The sequence below is a fragment of the uncultured Leifsonia sp. genome (assembly GCF_945957465.1).
Taxonomy (GTDB): domain Bacteria; phylum Actinomycetota; class Actinomycetes; order Actinomycetales; family Microbacteriaceae; genus Leifsonia.
This window is the reverse complement of the sequence record NZ_CAMFLC010000052.1, coordinates 1-21394: the sequence shown is the minus strand read 5'-3', so window position 1 is coordinate 21394 and position 21394 is coordinate 1. Positions and strand designations below refer to the sequence as shown.

Here is a 21394-nt window from a genome sequence, read left to right as displayed (position 1 = left end):
GCAGCTGGGTCGGGATCATGATCGTCGCGAGGATCATCAGGAACCCGAAGTTGCGCCCGGCGAACTTCAGACGGGCGAAGCCGTACCCGGCCAGCGAGCAGAGCACCAGGTTGGACACGATCGCGGTCGCGGACACGGTGACCGTGTTGCCGAGCCACAGCAGGATGTCCGTGGTGCCGAACAGCTGCGCGTAGCCGTCGAGCGTGAAATGCGACGGGAAGAACGGCGGAGGGAACGCCACCAGCTCCTTCGCCGGCGAGAACGACGCGAGCGTCATCTGGAGGAAGGGCACCAGGAAGAGGATCGCGATCGGGAACAGCACGAAGTGCCACCCGCTGAACCGCAGCCTCCGCTTGCCGGGCCGGCGGCCGGTCTGCGCGGCGACGCGCTCGGTCGCCGACGAGACCTGGTCGAGGACGCTGACCATCAGATCGCCTCCGATCCCCGGCGCCGCGAGTAGAGCACGACGCCGATCGTGGTGAGCAGCGTGACCGCGAACAGCACGTACGCGGCTGCCGAGCCGTACCCGAACTGCAGCGCGTGGAACGCCTTGTCGTAGAGGAAGTACACGATCGTCTCCGTCGAGCCCAGTGGACCGCCCTTGGTCGTCGTGTAGACGAGGTCGAAGAGCTGGATGGCCTCGATCGTCTGCCAGATCGTCACGAACACCGTCACGGGCGCGAGCTGCGGCCAGACGATGCGCCAGAACGTCTGCCAGCGGTTGGCGCCGTCGATCCGCGCGGCCTCGATCAGGTCGGCCGGGACATCCTGCAGCGCCGCGAGGTAGATCACCGTGGTGAACGCCGCCGCACCCCACAGCGACATGATCGCGATGACGATCATGGCCTGGTGCGGGTCGTCGAGCCAGCCCTGCTGCGGCAGGCCGAGCACCCGGAGCACGTTGTTGACGAGCCCGAACTGCGGGCTGAACAGGTACGTCGACAGGATGCCGGTGGAGGCCGCCGAGGCCACGAACGGCACGAAGATCGCCGTGCGGTAGAAGCCCATCCAGCGGATGCGGCGGTTCAGCGCCACCGCGAGGAACAGCCCGAGCAGCACGGACGCCGGCACGAACAGCAGCGTGAAGCCCACCGTGTTGAGCACCGCGTTGCCGAAGTCGGCGTCGCTCATCAGGTCGGCGTAGTTCTGGCCGCCGACCCAGGTGGCCTGGCTGAAGCCGTCCCAGCTCTGGAACGAGAGCACGAACGCCCACAGCGCGGGGAAGATGGACAGCCCCAGGATGATGACGGTCGCCGGGGCGACGAACCCCCAGCCGGTGAGCGCGGCGGTCACGCCCTGCCTGCGGCGGTCGCGGCGGCTGCGCTGCGCCCTCGACGCCGCCGGCTGCGACGGCGGTGCCGCGTTCTGCGCCGGCGGCGTGGGTCTCGACACGGTCAGGTCTGCCATGGCGGGTCGCTGCGCGTTCCTACTTCTTCGCCTGGGCATCGGCCGTCTTGGCCGCCTGGTCGAGTGCGGGACCCGGCTCGCCCTGCCCCTGCAGGACCTCCGAGATCGCCTTGCCGATGGCGACGGAGAGAGCGGCGTAGCTCTTGCTGGTCGGCCGGGTCTCCTTCACGTTCTTCGAATTGGCGACGAAGACGTCGAAGCCGGGGGTCTCCTGATTCTGCTTGGCCACCGCCTCCGACGACGCCTCGGACGACCGCAGCGGCAGGTTGCCGAGCGCCACATTGAAACGCTCATCCTGCGCCGGAGAGGTCAGCCACTGCGCGAACTGGGTCGCCCAGTACGCGCGGTTCTTGTCGTGGTGGTCGAACAGCGCCCAGATGTCGGGACCGGACACCGTCTGGTGGTCGCCCTTCGTGCCCGGCAGCTGCACGACGCCATAGTTCGTTCCTCCGGTCTTGAGGTCGGAGAGCTCCCACGGGCCGGATGTGATCATCCCGATGCGGTTGCTGACGAACAGCTGGCCGAACTTCTCGTCGGTCTGGTCGAGGTACACGCTCTTGTCGTTCACGGCCATGTCGCGCAGGAAGGTCAACGCGTCGTCACCGGCGGTGGAGTTGAACGCGGCCTTGCCGTCGCCGTCGAGGATGGAGCCGCCGTTCTGCCACAGGTGCGGCCAGAACTGCCAGGTCGTCTCCTCGCTGCCCGACACGGAGTAGCCGTAGCCGTAGATGTGGTCGGCCGGGTTGGTGAGCTTCTTCGCCGCGGCGCGGAAGTCGTCCCAGGTCCAGTCGGCGGTGGGATAAGCCAGGCCCGCCTTGTCGAACAGCGTCTTGTTGTAGAGGAGGCCGATGTTGTCGACGACGGCGGGGAAGCCGATGATCTTCGAGCCGGAGGGCTGCGCGGTACCGCGGGCGGCTGCGGTGAACTCGTCCCAGTTGACGCCAGGCTTCTTCACGTCGGCGGAGATGTCGAGCGTGCGGCCCGTGCCCTCCAGCTGCCCGGCCCAGGAGCCGAACGCATACGACATGTCGGGGTACTGGTTGCCCGCGAACCCGGCGGAGAGCTTCTGCAGCAGACCGTCGGTGGAGGAGGCGCCGGGCGAGAGGTCGATCGTGACGTTCGGGTGCGCCTTCTCGAATTCTTTGGCCAGACCCTCGATCGCCTTCTCGGCGGCGTCGGCCTGACCCGACCACACCTGGATCGTGACCTTCGCCGAGGTGTCCAAGGTGGTGGCGCCCTGGGTGCCGCTGCAGCCGGCGAGGGCGACGAGGGCGGCGGTCGCCGCGAGGGCGGTCGCGGCGCGGAGTGCGCGGCGGCGGCCTGTTGCGTTCGTGGTTGTGGAGCGAGGTAGCATCTTCGGTTCCTCTCGGGTTGTCGGCGCGACGGGCGCTCAGCCGAGCACGATCGAGCGGGTCAGGTGACGGGGGTTGTCGGGGTCGAGCCCGCGCTGGGCGGCGATCGCGACCGCGAGCCGCTGCGCGTTCGCCAGCTCGACGAGCGGGTCGTGGCTGCTGGTGCGCACGGTCGCACCGGTGCGCTCGATGTCCTCCACGAGGCTGGGTTCGGTGCGGCCGATCAACCAGACCAGCGACCGGTCGCCGGCGACCGCGAGCGGTCCGTGCCGGTAGTCGAGCAGCGGGTACGACTCGGCCCAGGCCTGCGCGGCCTCCCGGATCTTGAGCGCGGCCTCCTGGGCCAGGCCGTAGGTCCAGCCGCTGCCGAGGTACACGAAGTGCTCGAGCGACGCGGTGTCGAGTCCGAGCGGCTGGGCGAGAGCGGCCTCGGCCTCGGCGGGGAGGCCGCTGACGTCCTCTCCGAACGCGGAACGCGCCAGCACGAGGAAGGTGGTGGGGAAGCGCGTCTGCACGACGGACTCCTCGTCGGCGAAGTCGAGCAGCAGCACGTCGTCGGCGCGCTCGGCGACGGGCGAGTCGGCGACGCCGGTGACGGCGATCACGCGGACGCCCTCGGGGAGGCCGTCGATCGCCTCGATCGCCTCGGTCGTGGTGCCGGAGCGGCTGAGGACGACGACGGCGTCGTAGTCGCGCCACGGCCACGGCTCGGACGCGTAGGCGGCGTCGGTCATCCCGAAGCCTGCGCCCTCGCGGAGCGCCGCGAACGACTCGGCGACGAACGCCGAGGTTCCGCAGCCGAGCACGAGCACACGCGCGCCGGGGAGGGTGAGGAGGTCGCGGGCGCGATCGGCGTGCCGGTCGAGCGCTTCGCGCCAGACGGCGGGCTGGCTGTCGATCTCGCGGGAGGTCAGTGTCACGGGGTGCTCCTTCGTGCGGTGCGGCGCGTCGCGCGGGTGTCGCGTCGTCGCGCCTCCTTCATCATTGGCTGGCGAGTGAGCGTTTGACAATGAAACCGCTCAGTTCGCTCACTCGGATTGATCGTTTGTAACAAACAGGTTTCGGGCGGCTGTCACAGCGCTGGGGACGCCAGGGTCCCGCCGAGCGCGACGGGCAGCCGCGACGCGTGCCGGGCGGTCAATTCGTCGCACAGCGCCCAGATCTGGGCGGGGGTCAGCGACGAACTCGCGTTCGGGTCGGTGAGCACGGCGCGGCGGACGAGTGCCGGGTCGCCGGTGCGCGCGGCCTCCACGGCGAGCTCGGCCACCGAGAGGTAGGTGCGGTTGAGCGCGGCGCCCTGGGGCGGGATGTCGCCGAATGGCAGCGGGTGCACGCCATCCGCGTCGACGCGGCTCGGCACCTCCACCACCGCACCCTCCGGCAGGTTGCCGATGAGACCGCGGTTGACCACGTTCGCGTGGATCACACGCTCGGTGCCGGTGAGGATCGAGTGGATGACCTGCGGTGCGTACTCGGCCGCGCCCTCCTCCAGCTCGAGCGGCTCCCCCGCCGCCAGAGCAGCCTTGGCGTGCTCGAACTCGGCCACGTTCTCCTCCGAGATGCCGAGGTATTCCAGCGGCCGGAGCCGGAACCGCTCGATCTGCTCGGGCGAGCGCAGGAACCACGACAGGTACTCGGAGGAGTGCTCGCTGGTCTCGGTCGGGTAGAAGCCGATGCGCTCGAAGATCTCGACGCGCACCCGCCGTCGCAGCTCCGGGTCGCGCTCGATGGCCTCCCGCAGCAGCGGGTAGAGGTCCTGGCCGTCGCGCGACCACTCGACGAGCCACGCCTGGTGGTTCACGCCGGCCGCGCGGTAGTGGGTGCCCTCCAGCGGCACGCCGATGAGCTCGCACAGGTCGTGCACCGTCCAGTAGACGCTGTGGCACAAACCGACGGTCTTGATCGAGGGAGCGACGACCGACATCCACCACACGTTCATCGCCATCGGATTGGTGTAGTTGAGGAACCAGGCGTCGGGGCAGAGGTCGAGCATGTCGGCGGCGATGCCGGACAGCACGGGGAAGGTGCGCAGCCCGCGGAACACGCCGCCGACGCCGGTCGTGTCGCCGATGGTCTGCAGGAGGCCGGCCGCGGCCGGGACCTCCAGGTCGATGCGTGTGGCGTCGATGCCGCCGACCTGGATCATGTTGATCACGACGTCGGCGCCGGCCAGGGCTTCACGCCGGTCGAGCGTCGCGGCGATCTCGGCCGTCCTCCCGAAGCGGGCGGCCACCTGCTCGGCCGTGCCGCGGGCGACGTCGAGGCGTTCGGCGTCGATGTCGTGCAGCACGATGCGCAGGGTCGGCAGGTCGTCGAAGCGGAACAGATCGGCGAGCAGCTGACGGGTGAACACGACACTGCCGGCACCGAGGAACACAATCTGAGGCATGGGCCGATCCTGCGGTATCGTGTTCACTCCGCGCAACGTTATGATCGAATAGCGCCTAAAGTGATCACATCAGATGATCGCTTCGCTGGCGAGTCGCTCGAAAGGTCCCGTGCAATGGTCGCTCCGTCCGCCGAATCGGCGATCGCCCGGGTGAGCTCCGGCCGCCGCGCGCGGCGCATGCTCGAGATCCTGGAACTGGTGTCGGAGCGCGGCTCCATCAGCCTGGCAGAGCTCGCCGAGACGCTCGACATCTCGGCGCCGACCGCCCGGCGCGACCTCTCCGACCTCGCCGACCAGCAGCTCCTGCTGCGCACGCACGGCGGCGCGGCCGCGCTCGAGCGCGGGCAGGAGCTGCCTGTGGCGCTGCGCGACACCCGGTTCCAGGAGGCCAAGCGCGCGATCGCCAAGGCCGTGGTCGCCCGCCTGCCCGCCGAACGCCACGTGGTCGCGCTCAGCGGCGGCACCACGACCGCGAGCGTCGCGCGGGCGCTGGCGAACCACCGCGAGATCACCGTGGTCACCAACTCGCTGACCATCGCCAACCTCCTCTCGGGGTTCGCCGGCGTGCGCGTCGTGATGACAGGCGGCTTCCTGCGCCCGCAGTCGCTCGAACTCGTCGGCGCCATCGCCGAGAACACGTTCAACGCGGTCAACGTCGGCACGGCGATCCTCGGCGCCGATGGCATCAGCGTCACCTCGGGCGTCACCACCCACGACGAGACCGAGGCGCGCACCAACCGCGCGATGGTGGCGAAGGCGCAGCGCACGGTCGTGGTCGCCGACGGCTCCAAGATCGGCAACGTGGCGCTGGCCCCCATCGCCGACCTCGACCAGGTCGCCCTGATCATCACCGACAGCTCGGCCGACCCGGGCGAGCTCGAGCGGCTGCGCGCGGCAGGGGTGGAGGTCGTGGTCGCCGACGAGCGCGCGTAGCGAACGGAGGAGATCCGGGCGGGCATACGGCGTGTAGTCGGGGAGCGGAGGAGATGTGGGTCCGTTCGGGGTGGATGTCCTCCGTTGGCGACAGGTGGTGCGGGGCGCTACGCCCCCGCTGCCACCACCTGCAGCAGCGCCTCGCCGTAGGCCTCGCGCTTCTTGGCGCCGATGCCGCTGATGCCGTCCAGCTCGTCGAGGCTGGAGGGCCGCGCGGCCGCGACCGCGCGGAGCGTCGCATCGCCGAACACGATGTAGGCCGGGACGCCCTGCGTCTTCGCCTCGCCCGCGCGCCAGGCGCGGAGCGCCTCGAAGAGGCCGGAGTCGGCGGGAGCCAGGTCGGCCGCGGCGACGGAGCGGCCTCCGCGACTCGCGCGAGCAGCCCGCTCCGGCTCGCGCCGCAGCACCACCTCGCGCGCGCCCGACAGCACCTCGCCGCCGGCCGGGGTGAGCGCGAGCACGCCGTACTCCCCTTCGGGCTTCAGCAGCTCCTGCGCGATGAGCTGGCGCACCACCCCACGCCACTGGCTCTCGCCGAGATCGTCGCCGATCCCCCAGGTCGCGAGCGCGTCGTGACCGTACTGCTCGACCCGCGGCGTGCGCTTGGCGCGCAGGATGTCGATGAGGTGGCCCGCGCCGAACCGCTGGCCGCGCTCGCGCTGCAGCCGGACCACCGTCGAGAGCAGCTTCTGAGCGGGCACCGTGCCATCCCATGTCTCCGGCGGGTTGAGGCAGGTGTCGCAGTTGCCGCACGGAGTGGAGCGCTGACCGAAGTAGTTCAGCAGGTTCACCCGCCGGCAGTGCACGGTCTCGCACAGGGCGAGCATCGCGTCCAGGTGCTGCGCGAGGCGCCGGCGGTGGGCCAGATCGCCGGGCGACTCGTCGATCATGCGGCGCTGCTGCACGACGTCTTGCAGCCCGTAGGCGAGCCAGGCGGTCGACGCCAGACCGTCGCGGCCGGCACGTCCGGTCTCCTGGTAATAGCCCTCGACCGACTTGGGAAGGTCGATGTGCGCCACGAAGCGCACGTCGGGTTTGTCGATGCCCATGCCGAACGCGATGGTCGCGACCACGATCACGCCGTCCTCGCGCAGGAACCGGGCCTGGGTGCGGGCGCGCGTCTGGGCGTCGAGGCCGGCGTGATACGGCAGCGCCGTGAGGCCGCGGCCCGCGAGGAACTCGGCCGTGCGCTCCACCGAGTTGCGGGACAGCGCATAGACGATGCCCGCCTCGCCCGGGTGCTCTGCGGTGATGAAATCGAGCAGCTGCTTGCGCACCTCGACCTTGGGCACGATGCGGTACTGGATGTTCGGCCGGTCGAAGTCGGAGACGAAGTGCTCCGCGCGGTCGAGCCGCAGACGCTCGGTCAGCTCACGGTGGGTGGCCTCGGTGGCCGTCGCCGTGAGCGCAATGCGCGGCACCTCGGGCCAGCGCTCCGCCAGTTCGGACAGCGCGAGGTAGTCGGGGCGGAAATCGTGGCCCCACTGCGAGACGCAGTGCGCCTCGTCGATGGCGAAGAGGGCGACCCTGCCGCGTTCGAGGAAGCGCTTGGTCGCCTCGCTCGACAGCCGTTCCGGCGCGACGTAGAGGACATCGAGCTCGCCCGCGAGGTAGGCGCGCTCGACCGCCGCGCGCTGTCCGGCGTCTTGCGTGGAGTTGAGGAAGGCCGCGCGCACGCCGACGGCGGTGAGGGCATCCACCTGGTCTTGCATGAGCGCGATGAGGGGCGACACCACGACGCCGGTGCCTTCGCGGACCAGCGACGGGATCTGGTAGCACAGCGACTTGCCGCCGCCGGTGGGCATGAGCACGACGGCGTCGCCGCCGGAGATCACGCGATCGATGATCGCCGCCTGCTGCCCGCGGAAGGCGTCGTAGCCGAAGACCGTGCGCAGCGCGTCGGCGGCGGTCGCGAACCGCGGAGGCGCGGGCCGAACGGCCGCGGGAGCGCGACCGCGCCCACCGCGCTGCCCCTCGTCGAGGGACGCCTCATCGAGCGGCACCTCGTCCGCGAACGGAACACCGGCGTAGGGGTCTTCCCCGAAGTCGGGCAGCGGCGGCTCGACGTCGAACGGCGCCTCGTCGAAGGGGGGCGCCTCCCGGCCGTCGGGCTCCCAGGTGTTCCAGCTCATTCCTCGATCGTAACGAGCGCCGCCGACCAGGGTGGCCGAGCGCCCGATCTGTGGAGAACCGGCCACGGCCCCCAACGGTGGAGGACGCGCGGCTCCGGGGCTCCGGGGCTCCGGGGCTCCGGGGCTCCGCTACGATCGGCGCATGCGGCAGCTCATCGTCTCCGAGTTCTTGACCCGCGACGGCGTCGTCGAGACTCCAGGCGGCGAGAGGATGGACGCGATGCCGAAGCCCGTCACCGGGCCGGCCCGGAGCTGATGCCCGCCGCGATCCTCGGCCTCGTCAGCGCGCTCGTCTACGGTTCGGCCGACTTCGTCGGCGGCGTGGCGTCGCGCGCGGTCGGGCCGCTGCGCACCACCGCCATCGGGGCGGTCGCCGGACTCGCACTGCTGGTGGTCGCCCTCCCCCTCGTGGGAGGCACCTGGTCGGCCGCCGCGCTCGGCTGGGGAGCGGCCTCCGGAGCGATCGGCGCCGCGGCCGTCGCGCTCCTGTACGCCTGCCTCGCGATCGGCCCCATGAGCATCCTGTCGCCGCTCACCGCGCTCGTGTCCGCCCTGGTGCCGTTGGCCTGGGGGCTGGCGGGAGGCGACCGGTTCGCGCCGATCGGCTACGCGGCGCTCGGCCTCGCGCTCGTCGCCGTGGTGCTCGTCGGCTTCGTCCCGGAGCGCGGCGCGGTGCGCCCGAGCGCGCGGGCGCTGACGATGGCGGTCGCGGCCGGCACCCTCATCGGGATCTTCCTGATCGTGCTCGACCGGACTCCCGCGGACTCCGGGCTCGTCCCACTGGTCGCCAATCGCGCGGTCGACGCCCTGATCACCTGGAGCGTCATCGGACTGCTCGCGCTCCGCGGCATCCGCAGGACGTCCTCCCGGCGCGGTGTGCTCCTCGCGGTCGCCTCCGGCCTCCTCGACGCCTCCGCGAACACGCTCATCCTGGTCGGGCTGCGCGCGGGCGACCTGTCGACGATGTCGGTGCTGGTCGCGCTCTACCCGGCCGGCACGATCGTCCTCGCCGCAGCGGTCCTCCGGGAGCGGATCGCGCCCGTGCAGTGGGTCGGCCTGGTGCTCGCCATCACCGCGGCCGCGATGCTGTCCGTCGCCTGACCACGGCTGCGCCGCCGTGCCTCCCGCCCCGTTGGAGGGTCACGGGTACTGTTGGGCTCCGGAACACGGGAGGCGCCGATGAGTCAGAACACACCGCACGACCCCGCGGACGATCTGGAGAACCCTCGCGAGCACCTGGGCGACGTCTCGCAGGCGGTGCAGGACTTCGCCAGCGAGCAGGAGGGCTACCACAAGGCGCTGTCGTCGCGGCAGCTCCAGATGATCGCGATCGGCGGCGCCATCGGCACGGGCCTGTTCCTCGGCGCCGGCGGTCGGCTGGAGCAGGGCGGTCCGCTGCTGGTGCTCGTCTACGCGGTATGCGGATTCTTCGCCTTCCTGGTGCTGCGGGCGCTCGGCGAGCTCGTCCTCCACCGGCCGTCGTCGGGCTCGTTCGTGTCGTACGCGCGCGAGTTCTACGGCGAGAAGATGGCGTACGTCGCCGGGTGGATGTACTTCCTCAACTGGGCCATGACCGCGATCGTCGACTCCACGGCGGTCGCGCTGTACGTGAAGTACTGGCAGCTGTTCACCTCCGTGCCGCAGTGGCTGCTGGCGCTCATCGCGCTGGTGGTCGTGGTCAGCCTCAACCTCATCTCGGTCAGGGTGTTCGGCGAGATGGAGTTCTGGTTCGCGATCATCAAGGTGGGCGCCCTGGTCGCGTTCCTGATCGTGGGCATCATCGTGCTGGCGGCCGGCTGGCCGACCGACGTGGGTCCCACCGGCCTCCCGATGCTCGCCGCCAACGGCTGGCTGCTGCCGCACGGGGTCGCGACCATCGGGATGGCCATCGTGCTCGTGCAGGGCGTGGTGTTCGCCTACGCCGGCGTCGAGCTGGTCGGCATCGCAGCGGGCGAGACCGAGAACCCCGAGAAGATCATGCCGCGGGCGATCAACAGCGTCGTGTTCCGCATCGCGGTGTTCTACTGCGGTTCGATCCTGCTGCTCGCGCTCCTGCTGCCCGCGAGCGTGTACAGCGGCAGCGAGAGCCCGTTCGTCACCTTCTTCAGCCACCTCGGCGGTCCGGAACTGAGCGCGATCGTCGGGTCGGTCATGAACTTCGTCGTGCTGACGGCTGCGCTCTCGAGCCTCAACGCGGGCATGTACTCGACCGGGCGCATCCTGCACTCGATGGCGCAGACGGGCGCGGCGCCCGCGTTCACTGCGCGGATGAATGCGCGGGGCGTCCCGTACGGCGGCATCCTGCTCACCGCGGGCATCGGCATCCTCGGCGTCTTCCTCAACCTGATCGTGCCGGCGGAGGCGTTCAACATCGTTCTCAACGTCGCCTCGCTGGGCATCATCACGAGCTGGGCGATGATCATCCTCTGCCAGATGCAGCTGCGCCGCTGGTCGCTTCAGGGTAGGCTCGCGCGGCCGTCGTTCCGGCTCTTCGGGGCTCCGTTCACCGCATATCTGACCCTGGCGTTCCTCGTGTCGGTGCTCGTGCTGATGGCGTTCGACTATCCGACGGGCACCTACACGGTCGCCTCGCTGGTGGTCATCATCCCGCTGCTGATCGGAGGGTGGTACGCGCAGCGCTCGCGCATCCTCGCGATCGCGCAGTCGCGCGAGGGCTACACCGGCGCGCACCCCGTGATCGCAGCGCGCCCGCCGCGCCGCGAGCGCCGCCCGCGCCCCTGACGCGCCTGACGAGACGTGAGTAATCGCGGAAATCCGGCGTGCGATTTCCGCGATTACTCACTTCTCGTCAGGCGCGCGTCCGGGGGCGGGGCGCGTCAGGGGGCGGGGCGCGCGATGTGGGCGGCCTGCTCCAGGGCGGGGAGGGCCCGGCTGAGGGCCTCCACGTCGGCGGGGTCGAGCTCGGCGAGGATGGCCGCGACGGCGCGGGCGCGGTCGGAGCGCGCGGCGAGCAGCAGGTCGATGCCGGCCTGGGTGCCCGACACGAAGAAGGAGCGCCCGTCGTCCGGGTCCGGCTCGCGTTGCACGAGTCCCCGGGTCTCGAGGTCGGAGACGACGCGCGTGATCGTCGGGGCCGCGACGACCTCGATCGCAGCGATCTCGCTCGGCCGCAGCGGGCCGTTCCGGACGATCGTCGACAGGGCCGACAACTGACCGTGGCTGAGCCCGCCCGTCGCCGACCGGATGCGGCGGTTCAGCCGCCCGACGGCCAGGGCCAAGCGGCCGGGGACATCGTCGTCACCGGTCGCCGGCCGCTCCGGTTGCTCACGCTCGCCCTGCACCGACTTCCTCGCCTTCCGCTGTCGCCGGCCGCGCTGCTGCGACGGCCTCCTCATGAACATACTTGGATCCGCCGAGGAAGGAGGCGATCGCACCGATGAGGCTCATGATGGCGGCGGCGATGAAGACGACGATCAGGCCGTCATGGAAGGGCCCCGAGATCAGCTGGGGGAAGAACTCCTTGCCGGTGAGCGTGGCCGCGTCGACGTGCGGGGACTGCAGCAGGCCGGTCGGCCCGAGCAGGCTCGCGATCGGGTTGTAGCCGAGGAACGCCGCGAACAGACTCCCGACGGGCGGTGTCGCCCCGATCTGCGCCGCGACGTTCTGCGGCACGCCGTGGGAGGTCAGGCCCGTGGTGAGCGCGGTGGGCAGCGCCACCGAGAGGCCTGCGATCATCAGCGAGAAGAAGATGCCGATGGAGAGCGAGCTTCCGGCGTTGAGGGCCACACCCGCCATGCCGGAGGCGGCGCCGCGCTCGTTCGGCGGCACGCTGTTCATGATGGCGGTGCGGTTGGGCGACGAGAACAGTCCGGAGCCGATGCCGTTCAGGCCGGTGAGCACCGCGAACTGCCAGTACTCGAAGTTCACCGGGATCAGCAGCAGGCCGATGAAGGTGACCGCGACGAGCACGAGCCCGACGGTCGCGAACGCCCGCGAACCGAACCGGTCGGAGAGCGCACCGGAGATCGGGCCGGCGATGAGGAAGCCGATGGTGATCGGCAGCATATAGATGCCGGCCCAGAGCGGCGTCGACTCGTAGCTGTAGCCGTGCAGCGGCAGCCAGATGCCCTGCAGCCAGATGATGAGCATGAACTGGAGGCCGCCGCGGCCGATCGCGGCGAGGAAGCCGGCGAAGATCCCGGACGAGAAGGCACGGATCCTGAACAGCCGCATGTCGAACATCGGCGACGGCACCTTGAGCTCGATGACGACGAACGCGATCAGTAGCAGGATGCCGCCGACGATCGACCCGAGCACCCACGGGTTGCCCCAGCCCTGCGAGCTGCCGCCGTACGGCTGGATTCCGTAGGTGATGCCGGTGAGGAGGGCGATCAGGCCGATCGCGAAGGTGACGTTGCCGAGCCAGTCGATGCGGCCGGGGTTCTTCTGGCCGACCTCGTGCAGCGACTTGAACGACCAGATCGTGCCGATGACGCCGAACGGCACCGAGACGAAGAACACCGCGCGCCAGTCGATCTCGGCGAGCACGCCGCCGAGGATGAGGCCGATGAACGACCCGGCGATCGCCGCGACCTGGTTGAGTCCGAGCGCGAAGCCGCGCTTGTTGGCGGGGAACGCGTCGGTGAGGATGGCGGTCGAGTTGGCGAACAGCATCGCGCCGCCGATGCCCTGCACGAACCTCCACGCGATCAGCCACATCGCGCCGGGACCGCCGGTGAAGGGGTCGAGGCAGAGCGCGATGGCGGCGACGGTGAAGATCACGAAGCCGAGGTTGTAGATGCGCACGCGGCCGTACTGGTCGCCCATCCGGCCGAACATCACGACCAGCACGGCGGTGACGAGCATGTAGCCCATCAGCATCCAGAGCAGGTAGGAGACGTTGCCCGGCTCGAGCGGGTTCAGCTTGACGCCGGTGAAGATCGCGGGCAGCGAGATGATGACGATCGACGAGTTGATCGTCGCCATGAGCATGCCGAGGGTGGTGTTGGAGAGCGCCACCCAGCGGTAGTGCGGGTGGTCTTTCGTGAAGATGCCGGTGCGGGGCAAGAGAGTCCTTCGTGCGTTTCGTATGGGTGTCGCGGGTCGCCGGCCCCGGTGCGGAACGCGCGCCGAAGCGGAGAGCGCCTCGGTGCGCGGATGATTTATATGCGTTAACTATATAACTGTGTGGATGTTCCCGTAAGGGGCCGTCACCCATCCCGACACCACCGACGCGCTGCACCGTCAACCGCTTTCGTGCGCTGCGGGCGGCGGGTTAGCGTGCCGGGCATGACCACCTACACCGCCAGCCGGCCCATCCAGGGCGACACCGACGCGTACTTCTCGTACATCGCCGACCCCGAGAACCTTCCGCAGTACTTCCCGCACATGGTCAGCGCGCACTCCCAGCCCGACGGCACGGTCGAGACCACCGCCCACGTCGACACCGACCGCGACGGCGCGGAGGAGACCGTGACGGCCGACGCCCGGTTCGACGCCGACTTCGCCGCCCGTGAGATCCGCTGGTCCGCGCCGGGGCCGCACGACTACAGCGGGTCGCTGCGGATCGCCGACGACGCCGCCGAGCTGACGATCGAAACGACCGAGGACATCCCCGGCGTCCAGCAGTCATTGGAGGATGCGCTGGACGCCATCGCGGCCAACCTCGAGCGAACGGCCTGAACCGACCGCACGCGGGCTAGATTGTCGCTACCGGCTCGACCCCAGGCCGGGTGTCCGACGGCGATGGCGGTGACCCACGTGAGCTCCGAATCCTCTCCCGCACTGGAGCAGGTGCCCGACGACGGCCGCACCGTCATGATGCACCCCAAACGCACCTTCCAGGGGATCTGGCGGGCCGGTGCTCTCGCCTCCGTCCTGCTGGTGGCGGCCGTCGTCGTCGCGCTGGTGTGGGCGAACGTCGGAGGCTACGAGGCGTTCTGGACCCAGCGCGTCGGGATCACGGCGGGCCGGTTCGAGCTCGTCTACGAACTGCGGACCTGGGTCAACAGCGGGCTGATGACCCTGTTCTTCCTGGCGGTGGGGCTCGAGGCGCGCAAAGAGTTCGACCTGGGCGACCTACGCGACCGCAGCCGGATCGCCCTGCCGATCACCGTCGGCCTGGTCGGCATGGCGCTTCCGGTCGCGATCTACCTCCTGATCAACCACGGGCTGGACTCGGCTCGCGCGTGGGGCGTGGCGATGTCGACCGACACCGCGCTGGCCCTGGGGATCCTCACCCTGCTGGCCAAGCGGGCGCCGAAGCGCACGCGCACGTTCCTCCTCACCGCATTCGTCGTCGACGACGTCGCGGCGCTGATCATCATCGCCCTCCTCTACAGCGGGCCGATCTCCCCGATCCCGCTCGTCGTCGCGCTCGTCGCGTTCATCGGGATCATCGTCGTCCGGCGGCTCAACCGCACGATCGGCCGCAACCTGGCCGTGATCCTCGGGGTGCTGATGTGGCTCGCCGTCCTGCTGAGCGGCATCGACCCGGTCGTCTCGGGCCTCGCCATCGGGCTGGCGACCACCGCGTTCATCCCGGTGCGTGCCGACCTGGAACGCGCGACGGGCCTCGTCCGCGACTACCGCGTGAGCCCGAGCGCCGAGCTGGCACGGTCGGCGGCGGCCGGGCTCGCCGACTCGCTCTCGGAGAACGAACGGATCCTGTACCGGCTCAGTCCGTGGACGAGCTATGTCGTCGTCCCGCTCTTCGCACTGGCGAACGCCGGCGTCGTCATCACGCCCGGGCTGCTGGCGAGCGCAGCCACCAGCCCGATCACGATCGGCATCGTCGTCGGTTACGTCGTCGGCAAGCCGGTGTCGGTCGTGGCGAGCTCGTGGCTGTTGAGCCGGTTCTCCCGCGGCCGCATCCACCCTCAGGTCGGCTGGGTGTCGGTACTCGGCAGCGGCACGGCGGCAGGCGTGGGCTTCACGGTCTCGCTGCTCATCGCCGGCATCGCGCTGACCGGGCAGGGGCTCGCGGAGGCGAAGATCGGCATCTTCTTCTCCGTGATCGGCTCGGCACTGCTGACCTGGCTGGTCTTCGCCTGCGTCCGCTTCATCCCGGCGAACCGTCGAACGCTCGCCCTCAACGGCCGCCCCGACCCGACGCTCGACCTGCTCACCCCGATCGACGAGGGCTCCGACCACCTCCGCGGGGCCGCCGACCCGCGGGTGACCGTCGTCGAGTACGGCGACTTCGAGTGCGGGTTCTGCGGTCGCGGCCAGCCCACGGTGCGCGAACTCCTCGAACGTCACCCCGACGTCGCGCTCGCCTGGAGGCACCTGCCGCTGACCGACGTGCACCCCAATGCGCTGCGCGCGGCCGAAGCGGCCGAGGCGGCGGGTGCACAGGGCGCGTTCTGGCCGATGCACGACCTCCTGCTCGCCAACCAGGACCGGCTGGGCATCCGCGACCTCGAGGGGTACGCCCGCCGGCTGGGGATCGATCCCGAGCGGTTCCTCGACGACCTCCAGTCCCACGCCTTCGCCGACCGGGTGCGTCAGGACATGGCCTCCGCGGAGGCGAGCGGCGCGGCCGGGACACCGACGTACTTCATCAACGGCCAGCGCCACGAAGGCTCCGTCGACATCGACTCGCTCTCGCGATCGATCGACGCCGCCCGGGCCGGCTCCGCCTCGTCGGCCGGGGCCGCCTGACCGTTCGAGACTCCGCGCAGAGGACGAAGCGTGTGCGGCGCCGCCCCGCCCGTCTACCCCTGGCCGAAGAACTTCACCAGCGCGACCGTCACACCCTGCCGTGCCTGTGCGTCGCTGATCGTCGCGACGCCATCGCCGGCCTGGGGCCCGTAATCGCCGAACTGGGCGTGGTTCATCCCCTCGATCTGCACCATCGTGGCGCTCGGCGGCAGCATCCCGCGGGCCGCGTCGATCTTCGCCGGCGTGGACAGGCCGTCGCGGCTGCCGCTGATTGACAGCACCCGCAGGTCGGAGCGCGACAGGTCGTTCGCACAGTAGCTCCCGAAGAGCACCAGGCCTTCGACGTGGCCGTCGGCGGCGAGCTGGCAGGCGCGCACACCGCCGAGGGAGTGGCCTCCCACGTACCACCGATCGACCTCCGGCACGTGGGAGGTGAAGTCGGCGAGCGGACGGGTGTCGAAGAACGCCAGATTCAGCGTCGGTTTGGTGATGAGCACCGTCAGCCCGGTGTCGGCCACCGTCTCCGCCAGCTTGTACAGGTAGGCGTACGGGTCGACCACCGCGCCGGGGATGAACACGAGGCCGGTGCCCGAGCGGCCATCGGCCGGAGCGAGCTCGACGGCGTCGCCGACGTCGGTGACGACGACACGCGAGTCGCGCCAGACCTGGAGGGCGGCCGGGCGTTCGCCCATCATCGGCGTGTTCGCCCACGCGAGGAACCCGAGCACCACCAGCACCAGCGCACTCACCACCCACGCGAGCACGCGGACGAAGACGGGTGCGCTGCGGCGATCCATGCCCCGACCGTATCGCGAACACGGGATCGGGATCCGCTCTGGCGAAAATGGTTTTGCACCCGTACGATGTGGACAACTGAGCCGCAAGCGGCTCTCACGCCATTCACGACAGAGGAGTCGTCCATGACGATCGCGATCATCGGCGCCGGCATCGGCGGCCTCAGCACCGCCCTGAGCCTGGAGCGCGCGGGCTTCGACGACATCCGGGTCTACGAGCGGGTACGCGAATTGCGACCGCTGGGGGTCGGCATCAATCTGCTGCCGCACGCGGTGCGCGAGCTGACCGAGCTCGGGCTGCGCGACGCGGTGGAGGCCATCGCCGCCACCCCGCGCCGCCTCAGCTACGTCAACCGCTACGGCCAGCTCATCTGGAGCGAGGCGCGCGGCACGGCTGCCGGCTACCGGTGGCCGCAGCTCTCCGTGCATCGCGGCCGACTGCAGCTGGCACTTGTCGAGGCCGTCCACGAGCGGCTGGGCGCCGGCGCCATCCGGCTCGGGCACCGGCTCACCGGCCTCGATGCGCCGGGGACCGCCCGGTCGGCCCGCGCCGTCTTCGAGACGCCCGGTGGGGAGGTCGCGGTGGACGCGGATCTCGTCATCGCAGCCGACGGCATCCACTCGGCCGTTCGTGCGCTGCACTACCCCGACGAAGGCGCGCCGCCCGGGAACGGCCTCACGCTGTGGCGCGGAACCGCGACCGTGCCGCAGTTCCTCGACGGCGCCACCATGATCATGGCCGGCGACGACCAGCTGAAGTTCGTGGCCTACCCGCTCCGGCACGAGCCGGACGGCACGGTCACCGTCAACTTCATCGCCGAGCAGCGCGCCGACCCGTCCCGCGCCGAGACAGCCGACTGGAACCGGGCCGTGCCGATCGCTCCGGTCGCCCGGCTGTTCAGCGAGTGGAGGTTCGACTGGCTCGACGTTCCGGCCGTGATCGCGAGCGCGCACGAGCTGCTCGAGTACCCGATGGTCGACCGCGATCCGCTGCCGCGGTGGACGTTCGGACGCTCGACGTTGCTGGGCGATGCGGCGCACGCGATGTATCCGAACGGGTCGAACGGCGCGTCGCAGGCGATCATCGACGCCCGTACGCTCGCGAACTCGCTCGCCACCGCGGGCGACGCCGACGAGGGGCTGCGCCGGTACGAGGAGGCCAGGCGGCCGGCGACGGCCGACCTCCTCGCGCTCACCCGGCAGCAGGGGCCGGAACGCGTCATGGTGCTGGCGCACGAGCGGGCGCCGGAAGGCTTCGCGGATATCGAGGACGTCATTCCGGCCGCAGAGCTGCAGGAGATCGCCGACGGGTACAAGCGCGCGGCCGGCTTCCATCCGGAGGCTCTCAACGTGCGGGCGTCGTTCGATGCGCGAGCGGACGCACGTGAGGAGGCGGGCCGGCCGTGACAGACGTCTCCCACACCACGCTCGACAGCCGCCGGCTCGCGGCGCTGATCTCCCCGATTCGCCGCAACCTCCTCGCCCTCACCCGCGAGACCGAGGGCCTCCCCGACGTGCCCGACTCCCAGGTGGAGGTGCTGCGCGCGCTCCCCCGCGGCACCGTGAGCACGCCGTCCGAGCTCGCGCGTCGGCTCGGCCTCCGCAAGTCGACGATGAGCAACCTCCTCACCGCGATGGAGGCCGCGGGGCTGGTGGTGCGCCGGCCCAGCCCGGATGACCGCCGCCGCGTGGAGGTGCTCGCCAGCGCCCACGCGCTCAGCATCTTCGAGAGCTTCGACGCGGCGAGCGCCCTGCTGCTCGCGGAGGCCGCCGCGACCCTGCACGCGGACGACCTCGCGGCCCTGGCCGCGGCGGTGCCGGCGCTCGAACGCCTGCGCGATGCCCTCGCCGACCGCCGCCGCGACGCCCTGGACGCGCTGGACGGAGCCGCCGGATGACCGGGATGCTCCCCCTGCCCGCGCTCGTTCCCTCGCTGCACGTGCGCGTGGAGCTGGCCGACCTGGAGGACCACGGCCGCACCTCCGCCGGCCACCGCCGCGTGGTCCCGATCGTCGGCGGGAGCGTCACCGGCGACTTCAGCGGCACGATCCTCCCGGGCGGCGCGGACTGGCAGGTGGTGCGCGACGACGGCACGATCGAGATCGATTCACGCTACTCGGCGCGCAGCGACGACGGCGCCTTCCTCTACATCCGCGCCATCGGCCTGCGCACCGGACCGCACGAGGTGCTGGCGGCGCTCGGACGCGGCGAGGAGGTCGACCCGCTCAGCTACTACTTCCGCACGACGGTCTGGTTGGAGTCGTCCGCGCATCCCGACCTGGCGAACCGGCTCTTCGTCGCGGCGTGCGCGCGGCACCGCAACCAGGTGGTGTACACGGCGTATCGGGTGACCTGAGGGCGCCGATGCGACGGCGATGCGCTCTCAGCGCGGCGCGTGGGCGAACCGCAGCGCCACGAGCTGACGCAGGTAGGCCGTGCCGTTGGCCAGCGACGCCTTGGAGACGCCGCCGTGGCGCGTGCCGAAGTCGTACGGTACCTCGGCCAGGGCGAGGCGATGCCGCACCAGCACCTCGAGCAGGATCTTGAATCCCCTCGGGTGCAGCGCGTCGAGGTCGAGCGCGTCCACGCGCACCGCGAAGAAGCCCGACATCGGGTCGGTGCAACCGTGCAGCCGTCGCGGAAACAGCAGCCGCGCCGCGACAGTGCTCGTCGACGACACCGCGTGGCGGAAGCGTCCGTCCAGGCCGGACGAACGGCCCCCAGCGCAGTAGCGCGAGCCCAGGACGATGCCGGCGTCGCGCTCCCGGCCGGTGGCGACCAGGCGCGGCACCGCCTCCGGAGGGTGCTGCAGGTCGCCGTCCATCACCACCACCCACCGGCGTGCGGCGAGGCGCATCCCGGCGATCACCGCGCCAGAGAGGCCGCCGTCGGGGTGCGTACGGTGGATGATCCGGATGACGTGCGGCAGCCGCTCGGCCTCGGCCGTGGCCTCCCGCACGGTGTCGTCGGTCGAATCGTCGACGACGAGAACCTCGCTGTACTCGGGATCGAGCAGCAGCGACAGCCGGTGCAGGAGTTCGGCGATGGAACCGGCCTCGTTGAACGTCGGGACCACCACCGAGACACCGGTGAGCGGAGGCCCCGGAACCCTGAATTCACCCATGCACGGCTAGACAAAGACTTCCGCATTCCATCACGCGGCGAACCCCCAGCGGCGAGGTTTGCGCCACATGGCGGGCCTGCGCGTCGCGAAAAACAGAAGGGGAGGGGAGGGCGCTACGCCGCCACGCGCCTTCCGCGGCCCGCGAACACCCGGGCCGCGACGAGGTTCCAGAGACCGGCGAACAGCAGCACGCCCGCCACGCCGTTGAGCACGCCGCCGACGACGTCGGTGCCGTAGTGCACGCCGACATAGAGACGCGACCACATCACGAGCAGCACGAAGAGCCCGCCGACGATGAGCACGACCGAGCGCGCGAGTGCGCTCCGGCACACCATCGCGAGCGCCGTGACGAGCGCGGTGGCGAAGACGACGTGACCGCTCGGGTAGCTGAGGGTGGCCGGGTTCACGTGCAGCAGGTGGGTGAGCCCCGCGCTCGTCGGGCGCGGCTGGGCGACGACCGTCTTGACGACCAGGGTGCTGATCCAGCCGAGGCCGGTCACGACGACGGCGCCGAGGGCGAGCCGCCAGCCCTTCACGAACAGCAGCACGACGAAGACCACGACCAGGATGACCGCCACGACGCTGACCTGATCGAGCTTGTCCAGCAGCAGCGCGAGCGAGTCGAGCAGCGACGAGTTCACCCGGTTCACGGAGGCGTCGAGCGACTCGAACCGGAGCGCCACGATCCACTTGGCGGCGAAGCCGAGCGCGAAGGTCAGGGCGAACAGGATCACGGTCCAGACGATCCAGTGACGGGGGATGCGGAGCAGGGCGGGCTTCACGGAGTCTCCTCTCGGGCAGAGCTGCCAGTCAAACACTGTACGGCTCAGCAAGCTCTAAGAGGGGGACCCGCGCCTGAGGGTTCCCGCAGCGAGGCGGCGCCCGGGCTACGCCACGTTCGCCGGCCGGGTGTTGACGACCTCCGCGTGGGAGTCGATGAACGAGTGCACGCTCTCGTGGATGTGGTACTGGGTGTGCGACAGGCGTGCATCCCGGGAGTGCAGCACCGTGCGTGCGGCCGCCCGCCGCGAGCGGAGGCCGGACAGCGAGGCCGTCGCGCAGATGACGACGGTCAGCGCGACGGCGACGGCCGCAGCCCCCACGATGAGCATCCACCCCGACGGCAGGCCGGCGTTGGCCGCGATGTCGAGGACGACACCCGTCACCACCAGCGTCGCCGTCGAGACGATGAGGGTGCGGCGGGCGAGAGTCAGAGCGGGGACGGCGAGCAGCGCCGCGGCTTCGGCGATCTCGCGCTCCTGCTGGCGGCGGCGCTCCTTGGCCCAGTGGAGGTCGCGCTCGTGGCGGCGGGCGAGCCGTTGCGCGTCGTCGTGGGCGCGGTCGTAGGCAGGCAGAGAATTCACAGAGGTGTCCTTCGGGTAGACGTCACTGTTGTCGGGTGGGTGGTGCGGCAGGTGGCCGGTGCGGCCGGTGCGGCCGATCGTGCAGGTGCGCCGGGTGAGCGGCGGCGGTCGTCAGTGGACGGGAGTCGAGACGACCGAGGGCGCCGCCGGCGCGGTCGGCGCGGTCGGCGCGGTCGGCGCCGGGAGCGGGGCCACCGACGCGAGCGTCGGAGCCGGACCGAACGCCGGGGCGGCCGCCGTCGAAGACGGCGAGGGAGGCGGCGTGAGCGCAACCAC

19 protein-coding genes and 2 pseudogenes are annotated in these 21394 nt (G+C 70.8%); 9 read left to right on the top strand and 12 right to left on the bottom strand.

The window, feature by feature from the left end; genetic code table 11:
- The 5 genes and pseudogenes from Q0Q23_RS17065 to melA form a co-directional block, all read right to left on the bottom strand.
- Positions 1 to 427 (bottom strand): annotated as a pseudogene (locus Q0Q23_RS17065) (carbohydrate ABC transporter permease); the annotation flags it as partial.
- Positions 427 to 1407: a carbohydrate ABC transporter permease gene (locus Q0Q23_RS17060; protein ID WP_295126883.1), complete on the bottom strand. Its 981-nt coding sequence runs from the start codon at positions 1405 to 1407 to the stop codon at positions 427 to 429. The gene Q0Q23_RS17060 and the pseudogene Q0Q23_RS17065, both read right to left, overlap by 1 nt.
- Positions 1408 to 1426: 19 nt before the next feature.
- Entirely contained in the window at positions 1427 to 2761 is a 1335-nt protein-coding gene (locus tag Q0Q23_RS17055) for an ABC transporter substrate-binding protein (RefSeq protein WP_295126880.1), read from the bottom strand.
- Positions 2762 to 2797: 36 nt separating this feature from the next.
- The gene (locus Q0Q23_RS17050) at positions 2798 to 3679 is read right to left on the bottom strand and encodes an SIS domain-containing protein (RefSeq protein ID WP_295126877.1); all 882 of its coding nucleotides are present in this window, start codon (positions 3677 to 3679) and stop codon (positions 2798 to 2800) included.
- Positions 3680 to 3831: 152 nt separating this feature from the next.
- On the bottom strand, positions 3832 to 5148 hold the full coding sequence (melA, locus tag Q0Q23_RS17045; RefSeq protein ID WP_295126874.1) for an alpha-galactosidase: 1317 nt from the start codon (positions 5146 to 5148) through the stop codon (positions 3832 to 3834).
- A gap of 114 nt (positions 5149 to 5262) precedes the next feature.
- Between melA and Q0Q23_RS17040 the strand changes: the two genes are divergently transcribed.
- Entirely contained in the window at positions 5263 to 6081 is an 819-nt protein-coding gene (locus Q0Q23_RS17040; protein WP_295126871.1) for a DeoR/GlpR family DNA-binding transcription regulator, read from the top strand.
- A gap of 107 nt (positions 6082 to 6188) precedes the next feature.
- Here the strand turns inward: Q0Q23_RS17040 and recQ are convergent, their stop codons facing one another.
- A complete protein-coding gene (gene recQ / locus Q0Q23_RS17035; RefSeq protein ID WP_295126868.1) occupies positions 6189 to 8213 on the bottom strand; it encodes a DNA helicase RecQ in 2025 nt (674 codons plus the stop codon).
- 255 nt (positions 8214 to 8468) lie between these two features.
- Here recQ and Q0Q23_RS17030 point away from each other — a divergent pair, with 255 nt between their 5' ends.
- On the top strand, positions 8469 to 9314 hold the full coding sequence (locus tag Q0Q23_RS17030; RefSeq protein WP_295126866.1) for a DMT family transporter: 846 nt from the start codon (positions 8469 to 8471) through the stop codon (positions 9312 to 9314).
- Positions 9315 to 9392: 78 nt separating this feature from the next.
- On the top strand, positions 9393 to 10955 hold the full coding sequence (locus Q0Q23_RS17025) for an amino acid permease (protein WP_295126863.1): 1563 nt from the start codon (positions 9393 to 9395) through the stop codon (positions 10953 to 10955).
- A 95-nt stretch (positions 10956 to 11050) separates the two neighbouring features.
- Here Q0Q23_RS17025 and Q0Q23_RS17020 read toward each other — a convergent pair whose 3' ends face one another.
- Both Q0Q23_RS17020 and Q0Q23_RS17015 read right to left on the bottom strand, forming a co-directional pair.
- Positions 11051 to 11515 (bottom strand): MarR family winged helix-turn-helix transcriptional regulator, encoded by a 465-nt coding sequence (locus tag Q0Q23_RS17020; protein WP_295126860.1) that lies wholly within the window; start codon positions 11513 to 11515, stop codon positions 11051 to 11053.
- Positions 11499 to 13241 (bottom strand): MFS transporter, encoded by a 1743-nt coding sequence (locus Q0Q23_RS17015; protein WP_295126857.1) that lies wholly within the window; start codon positions 13239 to 13241, stop codon positions 11499 to 11501. Before Q0Q23_RS17015 ends, Q0Q23_RS17020 begins: the two co-directional genes overlap by 17 nt.
- 222 nt (positions 13242 to 13463) lie before the next feature.
- Here Q0Q23_RS17015 and Q0Q23_RS17010 point away from each other — a divergent pair, with 222 nt between their 5' ends.
- Together Q0Q23_RS17010 and Q0Q23_RS17005 are read left to right on the top strand one after the other, a co-directional pair.
- Positions 13464 to 13856 carry a hypothetical protein gene (locus Q0Q23_RS17010; RefSeq protein ID WP_295126854.1) on the top strand — a complete coding sequence of 131 codons (393 nt, stop codon included), beginning with the start codon at positions 13464 to 13466 and terminating at the stop codon, positions 13854 to 13856.
- 78 nt (positions 13857 to 13934) lie between these two features.
- The gene (locus tag Q0Q23_RS17005; RefSeq protein WP_295126851.1) at positions 13935 to 15836 is read left to right on the top strand and encodes a Na+/H+ antiporter NhaA; all 1902 of its coding nucleotides are present in this window, start codon (positions 13935 to 13937) and stop codon (positions 15834 to 15836) included.
- 53 nt (positions 15837 to 15889) lie between these two features.
- Here Q0Q23_RS17005 and Q0Q23_RS17000 read toward each other — a convergent pair whose 3' ends face one another.
- Entirely contained in the window at positions 15890 to 16633 is a 744-nt protein-coding gene (locus tag Q0Q23_RS17000; RefSeq protein ID WP_295126848.1) for an alpha/beta hydrolase, read from the bottom strand.
- 123 nt (positions 16634 to 16756) lie between these two features.
- On the opposite strand from Q0Q23_RS17000, the gene Q0Q23_RS16995 reads away from it, so the two are divergent.
- From Q0Q23_RS16995 to Q0Q23_RS16985, 3 genes are read left to right on the top strand one after another with little or no spacing between them, the layout of a single operon-like run.
- On the top strand, positions 16757 to 18037 hold the full coding sequence (locus tag Q0Q23_RS16995) for a flavin-dependent oxidoreductase (RefSeq protein WP_295126845.1): 1281 nt from the start codon (positions 16757 to 16759) through the stop codon (positions 18035 to 18037).
- Positions 18034 to 18528, top strand: a complete 495-nt coding sequence (locus tag Q0Q23_RS16990) for a helix-turn-helix domain-containing protein (protein ID WP_295126842.1) — start codon at positions 18034 to 18036, stop codon at positions 18526 to 18528. The genes Q0Q23_RS16995 and Q0Q23_RS16990 overlap by 4 nt, the downstream gene beginning before the upstream one ends.
- Positions 18525 to 18986: a DUF3237 domain-containing protein gene (locus Q0Q23_RS16985; RefSeq protein ID WP_295126839.1), complete on the top strand. Its 462-nt coding sequence runs from the start codon at positions 18525 to 18527 to the stop codon at positions 18984 to 18986. Before Q0Q23_RS16990 ends, Q0Q23_RS16985 begins: the two co-directional genes overlap by 4 nt.
- A gap of 27 nt (positions 18987 to 19013) precedes the next feature.
- Here Q0Q23_RS16985 and Q0Q23_RS16980 read toward each other — a convergent pair whose 3' ends face one another.
- The 3 genes from Q0Q23_RS16980 to Q0Q23_RS16970 form a co-directional block, all read right to left on the bottom strand.
- Positions 19014 to 19754 (bottom strand): glycosyltransferase, encoded by a 741-nt coding sequence (locus Q0Q23_RS16980; RefSeq protein ID WP_295126836.1) that lies wholly within the window; start codon positions 19752 to 19754, stop codon positions 19014 to 19016.
- Between the two features lie 113 nt (positions 19755 to 19867).
- Positions 19868 to 20536 (bottom strand): phosphatase PAP2 family protein, encoded by a 669-nt coding sequence (locus Q0Q23_RS16975; protein ID WP_295126833.1) that lies wholly within the window; start codon positions 20534 to 20536, stop codon positions 19868 to 19870.
- 105 nt (positions 20537 to 20641) lie between these two features.
- Positions 20642 to 21118, bottom strand: coding sequence for a hypothetical protein (locus tag Q0Q23_RS16970; RefSeq protein WP_295126830.1), 477 nt, complete (start codon positions 21116 to 21118; stop codon positions 20642 to 20644).
- A gap of 28 nt (positions 21119 to 21146) precedes the next feature.
- On the opposite strand from Q0Q23_RS16970, the pseudogene Q0Q23_RS16965 reads away from it, so the two are divergent.
- Positions 21147 to 21394 (top strand): annotated as a pseudogene (locus Q0Q23_RS16965) (hypothetical protein); the annotation flags it as partial.